The organism is Methylocella sp., assembly GCA_037200525.1.
Classification (GTDB): domain Bacteria; phylum Pseudomonadota; class Alphaproteobacteria; order Rhizobiales; family Beijerinckiaceae; genus Methylocapsa.
In genome coordinates, this window is record JBBCGG010000001.1 from 4,316,558 (window position 1) to 4,336,674 (window position 20,117).

Sequence of the window (20,117 nt, forward strand, 5' to 3'; positions counted from 1 at the left end):
GTCATCCGGCTACCGTTGCCGTGATTTCCTGCCTGCAAAAGGGTTTTCGCTGGTCTTTTTCGATAGCCGGATCGGGATGCCCGGCAGGTCAAAAGTCTGGCGCAGGCCATTGACCAGAAATCGTTCGTAGCTAACGGGCAATGCGTCAAGCTGATTGCCGAACAAGATGAAATAGGGCGGCCGCGCGCGCAGTTGCGTCATGTAGCGGATTTTGACGCGCCGACCCGAAATAGCCGGAGGCGGGTTTTGCTCAAGCGCCGTCGCGAGCCAGCGATTGAGCCGCGCCGTTGAAATGCGCTTGTTCCAAATTTCGTGGACGCGGAAAATCGCATCCATCAATTTTTCGATGCCTTCGCCCGTTGCGCCGGATAGCGGAACGACTGGGGCGCCTTTCACCTGCGGCAACAGGCGCAACGCCTCCTCGCGCAATTCGGACAGCTTCGCTCCCTTATGCTCAACAAGGTCCCATTTGTTGAGGCCGATGACCAGCGCCCTGCCTTCGCGTTCGACAAGATCGGCGAGGGTCAAATCCTGCTTCTCGAAAGGGATCGTCGCATCCAGCAACAGCACCACGACTTCGGCGAATTTCGCCGCGCGCAAAGCATCGTGCCCTGCGAGCTTTTCGAGTTTGTCCTCAACCTTCGCCCGACGCCGCAGACCAGCGGTATCGAACATTTTGATCTTGCGATCGCGCCATATGAAATCAAGTCCGATCGTATCGCGCGTCAGCCCTGGCTCCGGGCCAGTGAGCAGCCGATTCTGCCCGATGATGCTGTTCAGCAACGTCGACTTGCCGGCGTTTGGGCGGCCGATCACGGCGATGCGCAGCGGCTTCGTAATGTCGAGTTCTGAGCCATCCTCGTCCTCGCCTAGAACGATCCGCGTCTCGGCTTCATCATCGTCCGAAGGTAATTCGGTCTGCGCGGGAAGCGCCTCGCGAACGGCGGCGTAGAGTTCAGCGAAACCCTCGCCATGTTCGGCCGAAAGCGGCAGCGGATCGCCAAGGCCAAGATCATACCCTTCAACGGCGCCAGCAAGGCCCGCCCGCCCCTCCGCCTTGTTGGCGATGAGGATTAAAGGCTTGTCCGCGCGGCGCACCAGATTGGCGAAGAAACGATCATCCGGGGTCAAGCCGATGCGCGAATCGAATACGAAGAAAATTGCGTCGGCGAGATCGATCGCCATCTCCGTCTGCGCGCGCATCCGCCCCTGCAAAGACGCGTCGTCGCCCTCCTCGAGGCCCGCCGTGTCGATGATCTTGAAGTTCAAATCTCCGAGCTTGGCGTCGCCCTCGCGCCGGTCCCGCGTGACGCCTGGACGATCATCGACGAGAGCGAGTTTCTTGCCGACAAGCCGATTGAACAAGGTGGACTTGCCAACGTTCGGCCGCCCTATGATGGCTATCGTGAACGTCACTTCGCTGGCGCTTCTTCAGCCGATGGTTCCGCCGCCGGAGCTTTCTCAGGCGCGACGTTATCGGGGGCGGCGTCGACCGGGGCCTTTTCAGGATCGGCTTCCGTAACTGGCGAATTTTCCGCGGGAGCGTCTACCGGGGCGGCCGACTCCGGAGCGGCGACCGCCGTCGGCGCTTGTCCGGGCGCTGTTTCGACAGGCGGGTTTTCTCCAGATGCTTTCGGATCCGGCGTTTTCTGATCAGGCGAGGCTTTCTGCGCCGGCGCCTTTTCGGGGTCCGACTTTCCAGCTTGCACGAGGCCGAGGAAACCTTCGGTCCGCTGGCGCATCGATTGCGGAGCGCGCGGATCGCCGATAATCATATCGAACCAGCGCCCGGCGGCGTCGAAATCATTTCGTTTCAGCGCGGCGAGCGCGAGCAATTCGCGCACGGTGTTATAGTAAGTGAAGGCCGGCGCGGCGAGCGAGGCGAATTTTTGCTCGAATTCTTTGGAATCCATGCTGTCAACGCCGAGAATTGCCTCCCGCGCTAGCGCCACATCCCTGAAGGCTTGATCATAATTCTGGTCGGCGCCGAGTGCGGCATAGGCCTTGATCGCGGCGGCTGGGTCGCGGGTGGCGATTTCATCCACAGCGCGCAGACTGGCTAGCGCGGCGTAGCCCTTGGGCGCGGTCTTGGCGAGCGCCCCGAACGCAGCTTCGGCCTCAGCCGATTTGCCCTCGCTCGATAATAGCAATGCGGCTTCATATTGCGCGCCGGCAGCTTCGGCCGCGCTGTTGTGAACATGTTGGTAGATCCGCCAAGCCGCCGTTCCGGCGACGATCAGAACCGCAAGGGCAATGAACCAATATTGATATTTGGTCCAGATCTGGACCGCCCGGTCGCGGCGGTAGTCCTCGTCGACTTCACGGAAAAAATCAGTCATTCGCGTCTCTTGGGCTTCGCCTAAGCTGATGGATCTTCGGGCCTGAACCCCGTCAGCTAGCACGAGCGCGCGGGAAAGGCGACCCACCTTGGAGGTTTCTACTTTCTAAGGGATTCCTGATCGCGCGTTCTAATCGGCGCGCAGACGATCCCTGGCTTTGGCGAGGCCGCCTTCCGCTCGCACATGCGTCGTCGCGGCGGCGATGCCGAAGATCGGCATATTGGCGTAGATGGTTTCAAATTTGCCGGGTTCGACGCAGTAGGTTTCGTGCCAAATGCCGACGACGCCGCTTTGCCCAACGCTGCGATTGAAGGCGCCCCAGGCCGGAAAATGTTCGCCCGTCGCTTCATGCGCATAGGCGACCAGCTTGTCGAAAGAGTCCCAATATTGCTGGACCATGATAATTCGCCCAGAGAAATACAGCCGATGGGATAATAGTCCGGCCTCAGGCTTGCGGGCGAGTTCGGCAAGCATGCGCGGCATGGCTAGAAACACCGGCAGCCATTTATGCACCGCCCACAGCTTATTCACGCGCATGCCGATCAAGAACAAAACGAGAGGTTTATCGGAGCGCGCAGTATAACGGCCATTGAAAATCTGGACCATGTCGATTTCCCCTTTGGCTGACGGCGGCAAAACAAGCTTAGACGTAAGCGATCGCTCCCAAAATATTGATGGCAAATAGATTCAAGTCAAAATGTGGCGAGGGGCGCCGTGAAGCATGAAATCCGCCGGGCTCCTTCGCCGCGCCAATTTGACCGGCCATCTCCAGCCATATTAAGTATGCGGCATCGACGCTCGGCACGCGCGGAAACGCGGCCCCGCGCGTCGCGTGAACTGGAGGCTGTCGCCTCCATCGCCAATCCAGGCATCATCCCGCGAGAATGATCATGAGCAATGATAATGCCTCCGCATCAGGCAGTTTTGTCCTGGGCGACATCACAATCCATCGTTTGGGCTTCGGCGCCATGCGCATCACCGGCAAAGGGATTTGGGGTGAGCCCGCCGATCGCGCCGAAAGTCTGCGCACGCTGCGCCGCCTCCCCGAACTTGGGGTCAACTTTATCGACACGGCCGACAGCTACGGCCCGTTCGTCAGCGAAGACCTTATCGCCGAGGCGCTCTATCCGTATAAGGGCGCTTTGATCGCAACCAAAGGCGGGCTCACCCGTCGTGGACCGGACGTCTGGCCGCCGCTCGGACGGCCGGAATATTTGCGTCAATGCGTATTGATGAGCTTGCGCCGCCTGAAGGTCGAACAAATCGGTCTCTGGCAGTTGCACCGGATCGATCCGAAAGTGCCGCGCGACGAGCAGTTTGGCGTCATGCGCGACATGCAGAAAGAGGGACTCATCCGCCACCTTGGCCTCAGCGAGGTAAGCGTTGAGGAGGTTGAAGCGGCCGGAAAATTCTTCCGCGTGGTGTCGGTGCAAAACCTCTACAACCTCGTTAACCGGACCAGCGAAGGCGTGCTCGACCATTGTACAAAGAATGGCATCGGCTTCATTCCGTGGTTTCCGCTGGCGGCGGGCAGTCTGGCAAAGCCCGGCTCTATCCTTGACGCTATTGCGCACAAGAAGAACGCAAGCCCGAGCCAGGTCGCGCTCGCCTGGGTTCTCAAGCGCAGCCCCGTTATGCTTCCAATCCCAGGAACCAGCAGCGTCAAGCATCTTGAAGAGAATGTCGCGGCTGCGTCGATCTCTTTGTCCGACGAAGAGTTCCGCGTGCTAGACGAGCAAGGCAAAGCGGCCGCCAAGGCCAGCTGATTCGATCGGCCGCGGCGGCCTTGCCTCAATCAGAGGGCCGCCGCGGGTTTGATCGCTTTCCATCAACAGGTAACCGCCACAAAATGTCACTCTCGATTTATGAAGTCACCGTTCCGGCGTTCATTCGAGGCTTTACGAATCTTGCAGCGATCCTTGCGAAGGCCGAGGCTCACGCGAAGGCGACAGGACTTGATCCAAAGACATTCTTGGAAGCGCGCCTAGCGCCGGATATGGCTCCGCTGACCGCTCAGGTGCAGCGCGCAAGCGATATCGCAAAGGGTTGCATGGTGCGCCTTAGCGTCATCGAGAACGTCAGCCTTCCCGATACCGAGACCAGTTTTCCCGAGCTGAAGACCCGGATCGACGCGACGGTCGGCCTTCTCCGGCCCATATCTGCAAAGCAGCTCGAAGGGGCGGAGGATCGCCGCGTCGATTTTAAGATGCGCGATCGCCCCGTGTCGTTAGATGGCCGGTCTTTTGTCATCGACTTCGTCCTTCCCAACTTCTACTTCCACGTCACCACCGCATACGGTCTGCTGCGTCACAAAGGCCTCGAAATCGGCAAGACTGACTATTTGGGCGCTCTCTAATCCTTCACGCATTTGGGACGCGCAATACCCTGATCGCCGGCGCCCGCTATAAGGAGAGCTGATATGCGACACCTGCAATTGGGCGCCGGCCCGCGCGTTTCCGCCCTCGGCCTTGGCTGCATGGGAATGTCCGGCATGTATGGCCCCGCCGACAGAGCCGAAAGCATCGCCACGATCCATGCAGCCCTCGACGCCGGCGTCACCCTGCTCGACACCGGCGATTTCTATGGCATGGGCTACAATGAGATGCTGATCGCGGAGGCTATGAAAGGCCGGAACCGAGATCACGCGATCATCAGCGTCAAATTCGGCGCAATGCGCGATCCGACTGGCGGATGGTCGGGCCCTGATTGCCGTCCGGAGGCGGTGAGGAATTTCCTGGCCTATTCGCTGCAACGCCTCGGCGTCGACCATATCGACATCTATCGGCCGGCGCGGCTTGATCCCAATGTGCCGATCGAGGACACCATTGGCGCCATCGCTGACATGGTGAAGGCGGGATATGTGCGCTACATCGGTCTATCGGAGGTCGGCGTGGAAACCATCCGTCGCGCGGCGGCGGTCCATCCGATCTGCGACTTGCAAATTGAATATTCGCTGATCTCGCGTGGGATCGAGGCCGCCATCTTGCCGGCGTGCCGCGAGCTCGGGATCGGGCTCACGCCTTACGGCGTGCTCTCGCGCGGCCTGATCAGCGGGCATTGGCGCAGGGACGCAGCCGGCGCAGGCGATTTCCGCGCTTATAGCCCGCGCTTCCAAGCTGAGAATGTCGATCGAAACCTCGCGCTCGTGGAGGCTCTAAGGGAGTTGGCGCAAGCCCGGAACGTCAGCGTGGCGCAGATCGCCATCGCCTGGGTCGCCGCGCAAGGCGACGACATTGTACCGCTCATCGGTTCCCGCCGCCGCGATCAACTCGCTGAGGCGTTGGGAGCGCTGGATGTCGCCTTGATGAAAGAGGATCTCTGGCCGCGATTGAGCGCGCCGTTCCAAAAGGCGCCGCCGCCGGCGAACGCTCAGATGGCGCACCTCGACAGCGAGCATGAGCCGCAAGACCGAAATCGGTCGCGCTTTTCGGCTCGTCATCTTCACCAGCATCAAGCTGAAGCTGGCGATGAAAGGAACGCCGTACACCCGAGGATCAACGGGCTAACGCTTTGGCGCGAAGCCTCCGGATGTCGGTTTCGAGTCCCATCGCGGCAAGACCCATCGATCACAGGAAGGTCGTCGCCGCGACGATTAGGGTTTTGGTCTTTGCGGCACTGCGATGTGCGAAGCGAGGACGTCACCCCGGCTTTGGCTCGCGCGGGCGTCGCGACCAGATTATGGAAGGCAATTCCCATCACGATCGCCAAGATCATCGGACCGAACTCTGAGAATCCCGGAGCCTCGCGCAGAACGAAGGATGCGGCGGCGATCGTCGCCGTCATCAGAACCTAGGCCAAATGCCGGCGCCGAGCTTGCGCCGGCCCTTTTCCTTTTGAAGGCGCGGCTCATCCTCAAAGGAAAGAAACTTTATTCGTTGCGGGTGATTGCGTTCATCGCCGAGCTCCAATTCGTCTGGGCTTTATGCGGCTGCGGCGACTAATCTATCAAACGCATTATTTATATCATCACAATCGTTTTAGTCGATTAATCACGGCTGAAACGCACCCGAGGCCGGCCCTGACCGCTAGACGGGGAGCGACTGAACATCGCCCCCTCCGCTTCATGCGTTTAATCGACGATTTAGCCGTTAGCGCATAATCGCTTGTTCGTGGCGGCAAACTCGAGCGATAACAACGTCTTAAGTATTCGCGAGCCGCAGCATTTTCGGGTCTGGGTCATCCCTGGGGTTAGCTAATCTGGCGGCCGAGAGGGCCGCAGCAGCCGGCCTGGCCCGTCGCTGGGTTCCGCCTTCGAGGTCGGACTCCTCGGCCCATACGATCACGAACGCCAAGTGAGCGCAGTGCTCCCAAGTTTTCTTCGCCTTCGCCTCGGCTCTGGCCTCCTTATAGAGCCTGCGAAGCTCGGCCGGGGGGAGACCCCAGCCATCGCGGCGCGTTATGAACAGATCGAGTTCGCCCTGGAACAGGCGCTCCGCCAGGCTCTCGATCTTGGCGATTTCTATCGGTCTCGATTCGGTAAGCATCTGAGAAGCCTTCGGAGTTGGGGCGGGCCGCGAGCACTGGCTCCCAAGTGTAATCACAGGCAGAGCCGGGAGTTCCTCGACATTTGGCGGAGGGCCGGCTCGACCAGAAAATTGTTCCCCCGAATCGTCATCATAGAATGGGCCGGTCTCAGAAAACCGGCAAATCGCGAGCGCCAAAGCGGTCGAATCGGCCGCCGACAGTCATTCCGTTAAATCCAACAGAATTGGATAACAATCGCCTTGGTCCGAGCGTTGCCCAAGTAGGCATGTCATATTCCGCCCGCCTCCCATCTACGCTTATTTCGTGTGCGACCAGGTCGGCGGTCTGTAGCGGAACAACCCGATTAGGGCGACCCCAGGCGATGGGACCCAATATTTCTCCAAACTCGTTCGCGGAAGCGTAAGTGGCCTGCCCCCATGGGGTGATCCAGTTTGAATGTTAGTGCATTGTCGGCCCTGGCGCTATTGCTGGCGTGGCGGGCGAAGCTGGTCCGGATTGCGAAGCCGGCCATTGCAGGGTCTCCGGGGCTGGCGGCTTGTAGCCCAGCGATGAGTGCGGGCGCACGGTGTTGTAGTGGCGTCGCCATCGCTCAATGACGACCTTCGCCTCCTTGAGAGTGTAGAAGATTTCACCATTCAAAAGCTCGTCGCGCAGCTTCGAGTTGAAGCTCTCGCAATAGCCGTTCTCCCAGGGACTGCCCGGCATGATGTAGGCGGTCTTCGCGCCGACGGCGGCAATCCAGTCACGCAACGCCTTGGCGATGAACTCCGGGCCGTTGTCGGAACGAATGTGGATCGGAACCCCTCGCAAGATGAAGAGGTCCGAGAGAACGTCGATGACGTCCGCTGCCTTCAGCTTCCGGTTAATCCTGATCGCGATGCATTCGCGGGTAAATTCGTCGATGATATTCAGCATGCGATATTTCCTGCCATCATGAGTGCGGTCCTCGACGAAGTCATAGGACCAGACGTGGTTGGGGCATTGCGGGCGCAGCCGGACGCACGAGCCGTCATTGAGCCAGAGACGCCCGCGCTTGGGTTGTCTGGCCGGAACTTTCAGCCCCTCGCGTCGCCAGATCCGCTCGACCCGTTTGACGTTGACCTTCCAGCCTCGCTCCCACAACATCGCCGTGATGCGGCGGTAGCCATAGCGGCCGTACTGGATGGCGAGCGCCGTGATGTCCGGCGATCAATGCCGCTTCGTCATCGGGCTTGGTCGGAACCTTGCGCTGCGTGGAGCGATGCTGACCGAGAACCCGGCAAGCGAACCGCTCGGAAACGCCATGTTCGGCGATCACATGCTCCACGCAGGCGCGACGACGCGCGGAGCTCAGAAGTTTCCCGAGGCAGCCTCTTTCAGGATCAGCTTCTCAAGCGTCAAATCGGACACCGCTCGACGGAGCCGCGTATTCTCCGCCTCCAGCTCCTTCAGCCGCTTCACCTGATCGCCCTTCAGGCCGCCGTATTCCGACCGCCATCGATAGTATGTAACTTCCGTCACCCCTATCGAGCGGATCGCCTCCGCGACCGGTCGCCCTTGCGCGCTAAGCACTTCGACTTGCCGTAGCTTCGCGACGATCTCTTCCGCCTTGTGTCTTTTCCTCGGCATTGCGCAGTCCTCCATCAGGCTCATAAGCCCATACTTCACGGAGGATCACTTTTCAGGGGGCAGACCACTGCGCGTGTCCAGGTCGAAGCGCCGAGCATCAGGATCAACAAGAGCTTCTTCATCGTGCTATCCTTTCAGATGATGGTCGTCATATAAATGGGCCAGCGAAGTTCCGTTCGGGCCATCCATTGCGTCGCTTCGCGGCATCAGCGCCACCACGTGCTCGCCGAAGCCTATCTCGACCAGCGTCATGCTGCGCCGCGCGAGCAGTGCCTTGTTGATCCTGCGCGCCTGCGGATCGTCGAGATAGTCGCCCCGCCTCAGCGTCGCGGCGCGAGGGTTCCTGCCCGTGTCGTTTCGGTAGTCCGTCATCTGTTCGACCTCCCATAAGTTCACGATTTGTTCTGCGTCTAAGCCGCAGCCCTCTCCCTCGCCTGCCCCGGCTCCAGCACGGTCCGCAGATAGGCCTCGTAGGCCTCCAGCGCAGCCCGCCGCTCGTCTGCGTAGTTGTAGCGCTGATAAACCCCGACGATGCTTCCCATGGTCCCGGAGACGTGGTTGAGGATCTTCTCGGTGACGTGGATCGCCACCCCGATCTTCCCCATCCTCTCGGCGAAGGTCCGTCGCAGATCGTGCAGCCGCCAGTCCGACGCGCCCATCGAGGCGTCGAGCAGCCGCTTGATGTTCGCGAAGCCGGCGATCGCCACGCGACCGTTCGACGTAAAGACGTATGGGCTCCCCGCCTTGCGGCTCACGGAGCCAATGATCTCTCGCGCCATCGGGCCGAGAGGGACGAAGTGCGCGCGGTCCTTCTTCGTTCTTTCCCTCGAGAGACGGAGCGTCGCGCCGTCGTCTTCGATCTCCGGCCACCGCATTCCGGCAATCTCGTTTAGCCGCTGCCCCGTCAAAAGTAGCAGCTTCAGGGCGGGGCCGAAGGGCTCGCCGATCTCTCCGCAGGCGGTCCAGAATGCCCGAATCTCTTGGTCGCTGAGGAACCTGTCCCGCGATGCCGGAGCCGGGGGACGCGACAGACCAGCCATCGGAGAGCGCTCCACGAGGTCGCTGCCCGCGAGCCATTTAAAGAACGTCGAGAGCACGGCGAACATGGTCCGGCTCATGCCATCGGAGACCATGCCCCCCGGCCTCTGCCGAATCGCGCCGGGGAACGTGTTAAATCGGCACTCGTCGAGCAGCGCTATGATGTCGCGCTTGGTGATGTCGGAGACCGGCTTGGAGGCCCAGCGCTCGGCGAGCCCATCCGGGATCGGAGCGAGGTTCGCGTCCAGGCCGAGGAGCTTGGCGGTCTGCTCCCAGCGCCGATTTCGCGGTCGGGCATAATCCTGAATAAAGAGCCGGGCGAGGACGCCGAAGCTGCTGGCCGCCTCCGCGGTGTGGGCCGACCCGGCAGCCGCGCGCGCCTGGCGCTTCTCGCGGACGGGGTCCAGGCCCTGCGCCCGCTTGTGCTGCACTTCGGCCGCGAGCTTGCGGGCCGTCGCCAGCGTCAGCGGTCCGCCAATCTTGGGCTCGGCCACCCCCGGCCCGAGGTCGACCGGCCCGAGCGTCAGCTTCGCCATCTTTTGGTCGGAACCCCGAAATCGCATGATCCAGGATTTCTTGCCGCTCGGGTGGACCAGGAGCAGCAGCCCTCGGCAGCCTGCGTCGGGGATCTCGAGCCGCCTCAGGGGGTCGGGCTGGGTGTTCTTGACGACCAGGGCCGTCAGCATCTTCGCGCGCACTATCGCCTCCTTAAAGATAACCCCGGCCTATTTCTGGGTTAGCTTCCGAGCCGATAGGCCGCGTTATAACGCAGCCTAACTTTTAACCTATCCGTGCCGAAAAGTAAAGGAGAATCAATGGGTTGATCAACGCGAAGGTTCGGCTCCGTTGGGCTACGTTAAGGGCCGAATCCTTATTAGCCGAAAGTGAATGCGAACGCCTCAACGCCGGGATCGAGGAACTCGATCTTAAAGGTGCGGTCGACGATGGCGCCGCTTTGCCGGATCAGTTGGTAGAGCTGCTGCCCGGTAACAACGCCCTCGCCCGCCGCATCGACGTCTGCGCCATGGCTGTCGCCGGGGGCCCCGCCGTCGATCGTGACGCGGAACCGGACCGGTTTGCCGTCCGGCGACGGTCCGAGCACGAGGTGCAGGTCGCGGGCGTGGAACCTGAAGAAGATGCTGCCGCCTGCATCATTCAGAACGGCATGTTCCCCGCCTATCGTCCAATCTCCCGACAATCCCCATTCGTTAAGCTTTGGCGTCGCCGCCGCATAGACGTGCTGGGCGTCTTTAACCGCGCCTCCCGGCGAGATGAAGTTTTCCGCCCTCTCATAGCCGACATATGTCTCCGACGATTGAACGTCGTTCATGTCGGGAGCCGCCTCGGCGCCGGAGGCGTTCACTTTAACCAGGGCGCCCGTCACGTCGGTCTTGCCGGCTTCCGCGAGAAGCTGTTGGATCACCCGCTCGGATTCGTCATATTCGCCTTCGCCGAAATGATGGTGGCGGATATGGCCCTGAGCGTCGATGAAATAATGCGCCGGCCAATACTGATTGCTGAAGGCGCGCCAGATCGCGTAATCATTGTCGATAGCCACAGGGTAGCCGATCTTAAGGTCGGCGACGGCTTTCTTCACATTGTCGACGTTCTTCTCGAAGGCGAATTCGGGTGAATGCACGCCGATCACGACCAGTCCCTGATCCTTGTACTTTTCAGCCCAGGCTCGGACATAAGGGATCGCGCGCAGACAGTTGATGCAGGAGTAGGTCCAGAAGTCGACGAGAACGACCTTCCCCTTCAGCCCTTCCGCCGTCAGAGGAGGCGAGTTCAGCCATTCGACCGCGCCCGAGAGCGAGGGCATGTCATCTTCAACTGGCAGGTCCAAGACCTGGGGCGCCTGCTTCGTCTGCATCATCATCGACGGATTGCCGTTCATCGCCATGGAATCGCCAGTCATCTTGGTGGAATCGCCCGTCATAACGACGGAAGACGACGGGCGCCCATCGGCGGCGCTTGGCGAAGGATGAAATTTATCGAGCAAGTTCTGCTCGACGGATGCTGTGCTCGCCAGAGATACGCGCGTAAGGAAGCCGGTGTCAAGCCCGAGCGCAATGGCGACGACGGCCAAAAGCACAGCGACGCCCAAGCCGCGCCGGACCCATGCGCTAACGCCAAGAGAGCGCTTCATCACAGCAAAGACGCGGCCGCCAACGAGGAGAGCTAGCGCGAGCGATGTGGCGGCGCCCGCCGCGTAGGCGGCCAAGAGCAGTGAAGTCTGGACGTTTGCGCCCTGAAGAGCCGCCCCGGTCAGAATAAGCCCTAACACCGGACCTGCGCATGGCGCCCAAAGCAAGCCGGTCGCGATGCCGAGCAGGAACGACGGAGCGATCGACGAGCCGTTCGTCTTGGCGCCTTCGTCGGCGGATTGCGAAAGCCGCGCGCCCAGCGAAACAAGCGGCCTCATCAACCGATCGGAAAGCTCGGGAAACAGAAGCGTGATGCCGAATACTGCCAGAAGCGCAATCGCGGCCAGGCGGCCATATTGATTCGCTTCAACGGCCCAGCCGCCGCCGACAGCCGCCAATGTGGCGATAACGACGAAGCTGGCCGCCATGCCGACGAGCATCGGCAGCCCGCTGCGAATGAACGGGCGATCCGCGCGGGCGAACACGAAAGGCAGAACCGGCAGAATGCAAGGGCTGACGATGGTCAGAACGCCGCCAAGATAGGCCAGCAGAAAAAGGAACATTCCCTAAAACTTTCTATTTTCAGGCGGTTACGGGCTTAAATGTCATCGCAACGCCGTTCATGCAGTAGCGAAGCCCGGTCGGTTTCGGACCGTCTTCGAAGACGTGGCCGAGATGGCCGCCGCAACGGCTGCAATGGACGGCCGTCCTCACCATCCCGAAGGTGGAATCCCGCGTCGAGCCGACCGCTTTCTCCAACGGATCCCAGAAACTTGGCCAACCGGTGTGGCTATCGAATTTTGTGGCGGAGGAGAACAGGTCGAGATCGCAGCCCGCACAGGCGAAATTGCCGCGCCGTTCCTCATGAAGCAGCGCGCTGGTGAAGGGGCGTTCTGTCCCCTCGCGCCGCAGCACCGTATATTGATCGGGCGTCAGGAGCTTGCGCCATTCCTCGTCGCTATGAGTGACCTCGAAGGCTTCCGCCGCCCGCGCCGCCGAAAGCAGCCACGGTGAGCCGGCCGCCGCAGCGAGGCCGACTGCGCCGCCCGCCAGAAGAAATCGCCTTGTCATCATGATGCAAACCTCCCAATCAGACATGCTCGAGCAATGTCCTATCCGCAGATACGAGAGAAAGCGCTAGTTTGTTACGCTGGTCACGAATATCTGATGCAACTGCGTTCGCGGCGCCGGGTCCCGCTCCGGTCTCGATGGTCTAGCCGACAATATCGGGCGTTCGCCACGCAAGATGCTGACCGGCGTCAACGGCGATCATCTGGCCGGTCACGTTGCGCGCCTTAGCGAGATAGAGCACCGCCTCGGCGATGTCGTCGAGATCGACCGAGCGCCGGAGCGGAAGTCCTTCCACCTCTCGCGCAAATCCCACTTCGCCCTGGCTGTCATTGGGCAGCACGGGGCCGGGCCCGACCGCATTGACCCGAATACCGCGCGGCGCGAACGCTTGCGCCATCGTCAAGGTCGCGGTCCACAACGCCGCCTTGCTCAAGCTGTAAGAGAAGAATTGCGGCGTCGGACGCAAAACCCTCTGATCGACGATATTGACGATGGAGGCGTTGGCGTCCGCCGGCGCTTGGCGGACAAAATCGCGCGAGAGGATCGCCGGCGCTCGGAGATTCACCGCAAAATGCCGCTCCCACTGGTCATAATCGAAATCGCCGGCTTCATCCTCGTTGAAAATCGCAGCGTTGTTGACAAGGAGCGTAAGCGGCCCAAAGATCGATCTCGACCTTTCGATTAGGCATTGGAGCGCCGCCATATCGGCAAGGTCGAGACTTAGCGCGGCGACTTTTCCGCCTTTTGAGGCTATCCTCGCGGCTTCGGCCTTGGCCTCCGCGCCGCCTGACAGGCTGCAATGGAGGACGACGGCATAGCCGGCGCGCGCGAGATGTTCGGATATTCGCAATCCGATCCGCTTGCCGGCTCCCGTGACGAGAGCCACGGGCGAAATTCGAGACTCTGATCCGCTGATCATAGCGTTGCGCTTACCTTGTTATGACCATTGCATATTGAAACAGTAGTTTTCCGACGCCGGTAAGGCGTCAGACCAGCCGACAAAAGCGGCGTCGCGTTTTGTTTTGGCTGGACAAGGATCGGGCCGCGGCTTCATCCGATGTCCTGTCCCGACTGCTCTACGAAGAAAATTTCGAACCCCTGATTTCGAAAACACTACGAAGAGGAGGATATGACATGGGCCTTTTAAACTTCGCCAAATCCGTCGGCTCACATATTTTCGGCGCGTCGGAAGCCAAAGCCGCCCCCGCCGAGGAATTGAAAGAACATGCGAAGAAGCATGGCCTCGACGTTTCCAACGTTGACGTCAAGGTCGAGGGCGACAAGGTCGTGCTTTCCGGCTCCGCCGGTTCAACTGAAGAAGCCGAAAAAATCGCCCTCGCTGTCGGCAATTCCATCGGCGTCTCCACCGTCCAGAACAATCTGACCACGGCCAAGGCCGCGCCAGAGTCCAAATTCTATACGGTCAAATCCGGCGATACGCTTTGGAAGATCGCCGAAACCGAATATGGCCACGGCCACGGCGCCAAATATGCGGCAATCTTTGAGGCCAATAAGCCTTTGCTATCCGACCCCGACAAAATCTACCCGGGACAGGTGCTGAGAATTCCGCCCTTGGCCGCCTGATTATTTATTTTGACGCCTTTCCTTTGAGCGATGCGCAAACCATCGCATCGCTCAGTTTTCGTAAGCTTTTTGATTATATTGCGGGCGCCCTTGCTTCTCGTCCTGCGCCGCCGCAGCGCCTTCCCGGCGCAAAGCGCTTGAAAATTCAATCAGTCACGCTTTCTTGTCGGTGTCGTCATTTAACGACCCTGATAGGCTCAGATCGCTTGACAGAGGGCGGCGACTTGCCTATTCAGGAAGCGCTCTTAGCACTCAATGCATGAGACTGCTAACAGAGCGCCGTTTTCAAACCAGCCGCCCCATGGGAGGCGTCCCCCGCGCGGCGAGGCGCTGCTCCCGACGGCCTATCAAGGAAACAGACATGAGCTTTCGTCCTTTGCACGACCGCGTCGTGGTCAGACGTCTCGAAGGTGAGGAAAAGACCAAGGGTGGAATCATCATTCCCGATACCGCCAAGGAGAAGCCCCAGGAAGGCCAGATCGTCGCCGTTGGCCCCGGCGGCCGCGACGACAGCGGCAAGCTGACGCCCCTCGACGTCAAGGCTGGCGACAAAGTTTTGTTCGGCAAATGGTCCGGCACCGAAGTCAAGATTGACGGGCAAGATCTGCTCATCATGAAGGAAAGCGACATATTGGGCATCGTCGCGTAGCAGCCGAAGCCTAATCCTTTTTATAATCGTTTCAGGAGTTGCAACATGGCAGCCAAAGACGTCCGCTTCTCGTCCGATGCCCGCGACCGTATGCTTCGCGGCATCGACGTTCTCAATAATGCGGTGAAAGTCACCCTCGGTCCCAAAGGCCGCAACGTCGTCATCGAAAAGTCCTTCGGCGCTCCGCGCATCACCAAGGACGGCGTGACGGTCGCCAAGGAAATCGAACTGTCCGACAAGTTCGAGAACCTCGGCGCTCAGCTGATCCGCGAAGTCGCCTCCAAGCAGAACGACGCCGCGGGCGATGGCACGACCACCGCCACGATCCTTGCCGCCTCTATCGTACGCGAAGGCATCAAGGCCGTCGCAGCGGGCCTTAACCCGATGGATCTGAAGCGCGGCATCGATCTCGCCGTGTTGGCCGTCGTCGCCGATCTCAAGGCTAATTCGAAGAAGGTCACCTCGAACGGGGAAGTCGCCCAGGTCGGCACCATTTCCTCGAACGGCGACAAGTCGGTCGGCGAAATGATCTCGACCGCGATGCAGAAGGTCGGCAATGAAGGCGTCATCACGGTTGAAGAGGCCAAGAGCCTCGAGACCGAACTCGACGTCGTCGAAGGCATGCAGTTCGATCGCGGCTATCTCTCGCCCTACTTCATCACCAACGCCGAGAAGATGGTCGCCGAGCTCGAGGATCCCTATATTCTCGTGCACGAGAAGAAGCTTTCCTCGCTGCAGGCGCTGCTTCCCGTTCTCGAAGCCGTGGTGCAAGCCGGCAAGCCGCTCGTCATCATCGCCGAAGACGTTGAAGGCGAAGCGCTCGCCACCCTCGTCGTCAACAAGCTGCGCGGCGGCCTCAAGGTCGCGGCCGTAAAGGCTCCGGGCTTCGGCGATCGCCGCAAGGCCATGCTGGAAGACATCGCGATCCTGACCAACGGCCAGCTGATTTCGGAAGAAATCGGCATCAAGCTCGAAAACGTGACGCTTCAGATGCTCGGCCGCGCCAAGCGGATCCGCATCGACAAAGAATCGACCACGATCATCGACGGCGCGGGCGCCAAGTCCGAGATCGAGGGTCGCATCGCCCAGATCAAGGCGCAGGTTGCCGAGACGACCTCTGACTATGACCGCGAGAAGCTCCAGGAGCGTCTGGCGAAGCTCGCGGGCGGCGTCGCGGTTATCCGCGTCGGTGGCGCTTCGGAAGTCGAAGTGAAAGAAAAGAAGGATCGCGTCGACGACGCGCTCAACGCGACCCGCGCGGCTGTCGAGGAAGGCATTTCTCCCGGCGGCGGCGTTGCTCTGCTGCGCGCGATTCCGGCCCTCGACAACGTCAAGGTCGACAATCCCGATCAGAAGACCGGCGTCGACATCGTCCGCAAGGCGATCCAGACTCCGGCGCGGCAGATCGTCGACAACTCCGGCGCCGACGGCGCAGTAATTGTCGGCAAGCTGATCGAAAACTCGCTCTACGCTTACGGCTATAACGCCCAGGCCGGCGAGTATGGCGATCTCGTCAAGCTCGGCATTATCGATCCGACCAAGGTTGTGCGCACGGCGTTGCAGGACGCGGCCTCGGTCGCTGGCCTCATCATCACCACCGAGGCGATCGTCGTCGAGCAGCCGAAGAAAGACGCGCCGGCTATGCCGGGCGGCGGCGGAATGGGCGGCATGGGCGGTATGGATTTCTAAAGAAATCCCGCTCTGTCGTTTATATTGGAAGGCCTCGGAGAAATCCGAGGCCTTTTTTTCATGGTCGAAAGGAGCATTGGCGACTCAATGCCCGTTATTGCGCAAAACCTTTGCCGCCTATCTTTCCAATAGCTTCGAAAATGCTCTAAGCTGATCACCAAAGAGTGATCGCGAGGGGAGAACCATGGAGGCGCGACGAGCAACAGTGCCGCAATCGGATCCGGCCATTATGCGGAGAACCGCAACGAGGGCAGCTCTTCTTGATGCTGTTTACGCTGCCTGCCCAGGGCTGTCGCGCGCCCAAGCCCGTGACATTTTCGAAATGGCGCTGGAGGAAATTTCCGACGCCCTGGTCCGAGGCGAAAGCGTCAAGCTTCGCTCTTTCGGCCTCTTCGCCGTTCGCTGCAAACGCGAGCGGGTTGGGCGAAATCCCCGCACTGGCGTCGAGGCGCCGATCAAATCGCGCCGCGTGCTTACCTTCAAGCCCTCGCCTGTCCTTGCGGCTTGCGTCAACGGCATGGTCGCGGAGGACCCGGAAACGGGTGAATAGACGCATTTCTCCAGGCCCTGAACCGATCGACCATCGCCCGGATAAATCACATTCGCGGCATCAAGGCTCGGCGAGCGCGCCAGGAAATCGCCTGAACGCGACAGATTTTCTATGCGCTGAAAGCGCGCGGATCGGAAAGTTACAGACTTTTAAGATGAGATAGCGTCAAAACTGCATATAGGAGATGAAGGTCGATTGAAGTTCGAGCAATCCTGCGCAAAAGCGTCCTCCGCCCTCAAGCAGTCCGGAAGACGCCGGCGGCGTTCCAATTAATGCTCCGCTTATTTCACGCCGGCAGAAATCTATCTAATCTCCGTTCGAAGCTTTCCACACTCGCGGTTCAGCGACCGGACACATAAGGCAAGCCATGCATTTTCTCGCCGCCATCGTCGCCGTTTTCTCACTCGTCACCGCAGTCATTGGGCTGAAGCATGAAGACCCGACGGTCTTGCTGCTCGCCGCGACCGGATTGATTTGCGCCTACACGACCTATCAAAGTCCAAAAATCTCGAGCTTTCTGCAAATCTTCGCGGCCATATTCGCGGTCGAGACCGTCGTCTTCGGCGTTATTTTCCTGATCGCGCAGATCGACCTTTGGCCAGCCTCTCTCGAAGATTACGCCCTGCCGGAAAGCCTGCCGCTGACCGTCTCAATCTTCGCCATTCTCGTCTACGGGATTTCCTTTATCCCCGTCGTGCGATCGATGACCCGCATCGGCGATCGCTATTTCGACGCGGCCGGGCTGACCCGGGCGCGCATCTGGCCCTTCCCTTCATTTGGCGTAAACGAGCGCAAGCTCGCGGTGGCGATGGTCATTTTCCTCGTCGTCATCAATCAGGCGCAGGTCGGCATGCAGGTCCGGCTGTCGTTCTTTTCGCGCGATTGGTTCAATGCGATCCAAAACAAGGATCAGGCCGCTTTCTGGTCGCAGTTGTTCACCGTCTTCACGCCCTGGGCCTTTGTCTATATCGCCTCCGCGATACTTGAATTCGTCGTCGCCTCGACCTTGATCATCCGCTGGAGGCGCTGGCTCACCGACAGTTATGTCAGCCGCTGGCTCGACCGCCACACGCATTATCGCATTTCGCTCGAAGGCGGCGTCGCCGATAACCCGGATCAGCGCATCTCGGAGGACGTCAACCGCTTCATCAATGGCGGCCAGGAAGGCTACGGCATCTATACGTTCTCAATCCTGCTGATCTCGAATTTGAGCTCGCTCGTCTCTTTTGCAATCCTGCTTTGGGAACTTTCGGCCAATTTCACCTTGCCCTATACGACGATCGCCGTGCCGGGCTTCCTTTTCTGGGTCGCCTTGATCTACGCCGCGATCGGCACTCTCGTGACGCATCTTATCGGGCGCTCGCTCGTCAGGCTCTCCTTCGCCCGCCAACGCTATGAAGCCGATTTCCGCTTTTCGCTGGCGAGATTGCGCGAATATGCCGAGCAAGTCGCGCTGCTCTCCGGCGAAAATGCCGAGAAGGGTTCGCTCAAGGCGCGCTTTGGCGCGATCATCAACAATTACTTCCAGATCGTCGCCGTCCGCAAAAATCTGATCGGCTTCACAGCGTCCTACGGTCAGCTCAGCCCGATCATCCCCTATATCGTCGCGGCCCCTTTCTATTTTGCCGGCAAGATCACCCTTGGCGTTATGACGCAGACCGCGCGGGCTTTCGGCAGCGTCAATGAAGCCTTGACGTTTTTCGTGACCTATTACGTCTCGCTCGCCGACTTCAAAGCCGTGCTCGATCGTTTGATCTCCTTTGATACCTCGATCGAGAACGCGGCGACTCCCAACCAGCTAACCCGCCCGATCGCCGCGCCCGGCGCCCGCCAGGACATCGACCTCAACGCGCTGACGCTGAGGTGTCCCGATGGCCGCGTCATCATAAAGAATGCGAACGTGCGGTTCGCCGCCCAGCAGCCGACCCTCCTCACAGGGCCGTCGGGTTCCGGAAAATCCACCTTGTTCCGGGCGATTTCCGGCATATGGCCGCTCGGCGAAGGCGCCGTCAGCGTGCCGACCGATGCAAAAGTAATGCTGCTGCCGCAAAAGCCCTATATTCCGATCGGCACTCTGCTCGCGGCGGTGACCTATCCCGCCACCCCGGGCAGCTTTGAAGAGGCGGACGTGCGCGCCGCGCTGTTGGCGGCAAACCTTCCCGACCTGGTTGGGCAGCTGCATATTGATGACAATTGGGGCCAACGGCTTTCCGGCGGCGAACAACAGCGCCTGGCGATCGCCCGCGCGCTTTTGGCCAAACCCGATTGGTTGTTCCTCGATGAAGCGACCACGGCGATGGACGAGGCTCTGGAACGCCGGATCTATGAGATCCTATTCAAGCAGTTGCACACCACGACCATCGTTTCGATCGGCCATCGCTCAAGCCTCAGGGCGATGCACGAGCGCCAGATCGAAATGCAGCCCTCCGGCGACGGCGTTTTCACGCCCGTGGAGAAAGTCGTCGCGGCTTAGAGCGCGCGAGAGATGTTTCCACAAAGAAGCATCTCCCGCTTCGCGGGTAGTTTGTCCCGGAATATTGGCGTTGTCCGCATTGGCGAGCGTCAGGCGGGCGATCCGGCGGTCGCGCGGCGCTTCATCGAAGGCGCCGCGACTGTTAATCCCCTTTGCCCCAGGCAAGCCTGATCTTGAACTCGGGAGAGTCATCCGGCGAGACAATCCACAGGTCGCATTCGCGGCTAGGGTGGCGCCGAATTCGATTTCGATTTTTTCCGGCCGTTTCGGCATGGCCTCAATCGAGGCCTCCAGCGTTTTCACAAGATCGCCGATCGAGCTGAGGGCGGCCTTGAACGTCTCGCTCGTCGCCCTTGTGAAACCGTCCGATACTCCAGCGTCCGGCGCGTCCTGCACGGGGAAGCCCCCGAACAGGAGAATATTTCCATCCGACAGATCCACTACCATTCGCGCTGGCATCGCGTTTCTCCGTCATATCGTCGCC

19 protein-coding genes and 2 pseudogenes are annotated in these 20,117 nt (G+C 60.3%); 10 read left to right on the forward strand and 11 right to left on the reverse strand.

Annotated elements, in window-relative coordinates; genetic code table 11:
- Window positions 1–9: 9 nt before the first annotated feature.
- The 3 genes from der to WDN46_21300 all read right to left on the reverse strand — a co-directional run bounded on the left by der (window position 10) and on the right by WDN46_21300 (window position 2,945).
- A complete protein-coding gene (der, locus tag WDN46_21290) occupies window positions 10–1,416 on the reverse strand; it encodes a ribosome biogenesis GTPase Der (protein MEJ0095847.1) in 1,407 nt (468 codons plus the stop codon).
- Window positions 1,413–2,339 carry a tetratricopeptide repeat protein gene (locus WDN46_21295; protein ID MEJ0095848.1) on the reverse strand — a complete coding sequence of 309 codons (927 nt, stop codon included), beginning with the start codon at window positions 2,337–2,339 and terminating at the stop codon, window positions 1,413–1,415. The genes der and WDN46_21295 overlap by 4 nt, the downstream gene beginning before the upstream one ends.
- A 129-nt stretch (window positions 2,340–2,468) precedes the next feature.
- Window positions 2,469–2,945: a DUF4188 domain-containing protein gene (locus WDN46_21300; protein MEJ0095849.1), complete on the reverse strand. Its 477-nt coding sequence runs from the start codon at window positions 2,943–2,945 to the stop codon at window positions 2,469–2,471.
- A 284-nt stretch (window positions 2,946–3,229) separates the two neighbouring features.
- Here WDN46_21300 and WDN46_21305 point away from each other — a divergent pair, with 284 nt between their 5' ends.
- The 4 genes and pseudogenes from WDN46_21305 to WDN46_21320 all read left to right on the forward strand — a co-directional run bounded on the left by WDN46_21305 (window position 3,230) and on the right by WDN46_21320 (window position 6,132).
- Window positions 3,230–4,105, forward strand: coding sequence for an aldo/keto reductase (locus tag WDN46_21305; protein ID MEJ0095850.1), 876 nt, complete (start codon window positions 3,230–3,232; stop codon window positions 4,103–4,105).
- Between the two features lie 83 nt (window positions 4,106–4,188).
- The gene (locus tag WDN46_21310) at window positions 4,189–4,695 is read left to right on the forward strand and encodes a DUF1993 domain-containing protein (GenBank protein MEJ0095851.1); all 507 of its coding nucleotides are present in this window, start codon (window positions 4,189–4,191) and stop codon (window positions 4,693–4,695) included.
- A 63-nt stretch (window positions 4,696–4,758) separates the two neighbouring features.
- Window positions 4,759–5,708, forward strand: a pseudogene (locus WDN46_21315) (aldo/keto reductase).
- A 238-nt stretch (window positions 5,709–5,946) separates the two neighbouring features.
- Window positions 5,947–6,132, forward strand: coding sequence for a hypothetical protein (locus tag WDN46_21320; protein ID MEJ0095852.1), 186 nt, complete (start codon window positions 5,947–5,949; stop codon window positions 6,130–6,132).
- Window positions 6,133–6,478: 346 nt separating this feature from the next.
- Here WDN46_21320 and WDN46_21325 read toward each other — a convergent pair whose 3' ends face one another.
- The 7 genes and pseudogenes from WDN46_21325 to WDN46_21355 form a co-directional block, all read right to left on the reverse strand.
- A complete protein-coding gene (locus tag WDN46_21325; protein ID MEJ0095853.1) occupies window positions 6,479–6,823 on the reverse strand; it encodes a hypothetical protein in 345 nt (114 codons plus the stop codon).
- A 439-nt stretch (window positions 6,824–7,262) separates the two neighbouring features.
- Window positions 7,263–8,432, reverse strand: a pseudogene (locus WDN46_21330) (IS3 family transposase).
- Window positions 8,433–8,558: 126 nt separating this feature from the next.
- A complete protein-coding gene (locus WDN46_21335; GenBank protein ID MEJ0095854.1) occupies window positions 8,559–8,804 on the reverse strand; it encodes a hypothetical protein in 246 nt (81 codons plus the stop codon).
- Between the two features lie 38 nt (window positions 8,805–8,842).
- Entirely contained in the window at window positions 8,843–10,168 is a 1,326-nt protein-coding gene (locus tag WDN46_21340; GenBank protein MEJ0095855.1) for a site-specific integrase, read from the reverse strand.
- A 176-nt stretch (window positions 10,169–10,344) separates the two neighbouring features.
- Window positions 10,345–12,180, reverse strand: a complete 1,836-nt coding sequence (locus WDN46_21345) for a cytochrome c biogenesis protein DipZ (GenBank protein ID MEJ0095856.1) — start codon at window positions 12,178–12,180, stop codon at window positions 10,345–10,347.
- A 19-nt stretch (window positions 12,181–12,199) separates the two neighbouring features.
- Complete coding sequence (gene msrB / locus WDN46_21350) at window positions 12,200–12,691, reverse strand: peptide-methionine (R)-S-oxide reductase MsrB (protein ID MEJ0095857.1); 492 nt, start codon at window positions 12,689–12,691, stop codon at window positions 12,200–12,202.
- A gap of 139 nt (window positions 12,692–12,830) precedes the next feature.
- On the reverse strand, window positions 12,831–13,607 hold the full coding sequence (locus WDN46_21355) for an SDR family oxidoreductase (GenBank protein ID MEJ0095858.1): 777 nt from the start codon (window positions 13,605–13,607) through the stop codon (window positions 12,831–12,833).
- A gap of 215 nt (window positions 13,608–13,822) precedes the next feature.
- On the opposite strand from WDN46_21355, the gene lysM reads away from it, so the two are divergent.
- From lysM to WDN46_21385, 6 genes are all read left to right on the forward strand, one after another.
- Window positions 13,823–14,272 carry a peptidoglycan-binding protein LysM gene (gene lysM, locus WDN46_21360; protein MEJ0095859.1) on the forward strand — a complete coding sequence of 150 codons (450 nt, stop codon included), beginning with the start codon at window positions 13,823–13,825 and terminating at the stop codon, window positions 14,270–14,272.
- Between the two features lie 23 nt (window positions 14,273–14,295).
- Window positions 14,296–14,535: a hypothetical protein gene (locus WDN46_21365; GenBank protein ID MEJ0095860.1), complete on the forward strand. Its 240-nt coding sequence runs from the start codon at window positions 14,296–14,298 to the stop codon at window positions 14,533–14,535.
- A 98-nt stretch (window positions 14,536–14,633) separates the two neighbouring features.
- Window positions 14,634–14,921 (forward strand): co-chaperone GroES, encoded by a 288-nt coding sequence (gene groES, locus WDN46_21370; GenBank protein ID MEJ0095861.1) that lies wholly within the window; start codon window positions 14,634–14,636, stop codon window positions 14,919–14,921.
- A 45-nt stretch (window positions 14,922–14,966) separates the two neighbouring features.
- Complete coding sequence (groL, locus tag WDN46_21375; GenBank protein ID MEJ0095862.1) at window positions 14,967–16,610, forward strand: chaperonin GroEL; 1,644 nt, start codon at window positions 14,967–14,969, stop codon at window positions 16,608–16,610.
- A gap of 184 nt (window positions 16,611–16,794) precedes the next feature.
- Window positions 16,795–17,160 carry an integration host factor subunit alpha gene (locus WDN46_21380; protein MEJ0095863.1) on the forward strand — a complete coding sequence of 122 codons (366 nt, stop codon included), beginning with the start codon at window positions 16,795–16,797 and terminating at the stop codon, window positions 17,158–17,160.
- A 367-nt stretch (window positions 17,161–17,527) separates the two neighbouring features.
- Window positions 17,528–19,633: an ABC transporter ATP-binding protein/permease gene (locus WDN46_21385; GenBank protein ID MEJ0095864.1), complete on the forward strand. Its 2,106-nt coding sequence runs from the start codon at window positions 17,528–17,530 to the stop codon at window positions 19,631–19,633.
- On the opposite strand, the gene WDN46_21390 is transcribed toward WDN46_21385, so the two are convergent.
- Window positions 19,541–20,092 carry a CU044_2847 family protein gene (locus WDN46_21390; GenBank protein MEJ0095865.1) on the reverse strand — a complete coding sequence of 184 codons (552 nt, stop codon included), beginning with the start codon at window positions 20,090–20,092 and terminating at the stop codon, window positions 19,541–19,543. The genes WDN46_21385 and WDN46_21390 overlap by 93 nt on opposite strands.
- Window positions 20,093–20,117 lie beyond the last annotated feature (25 nt).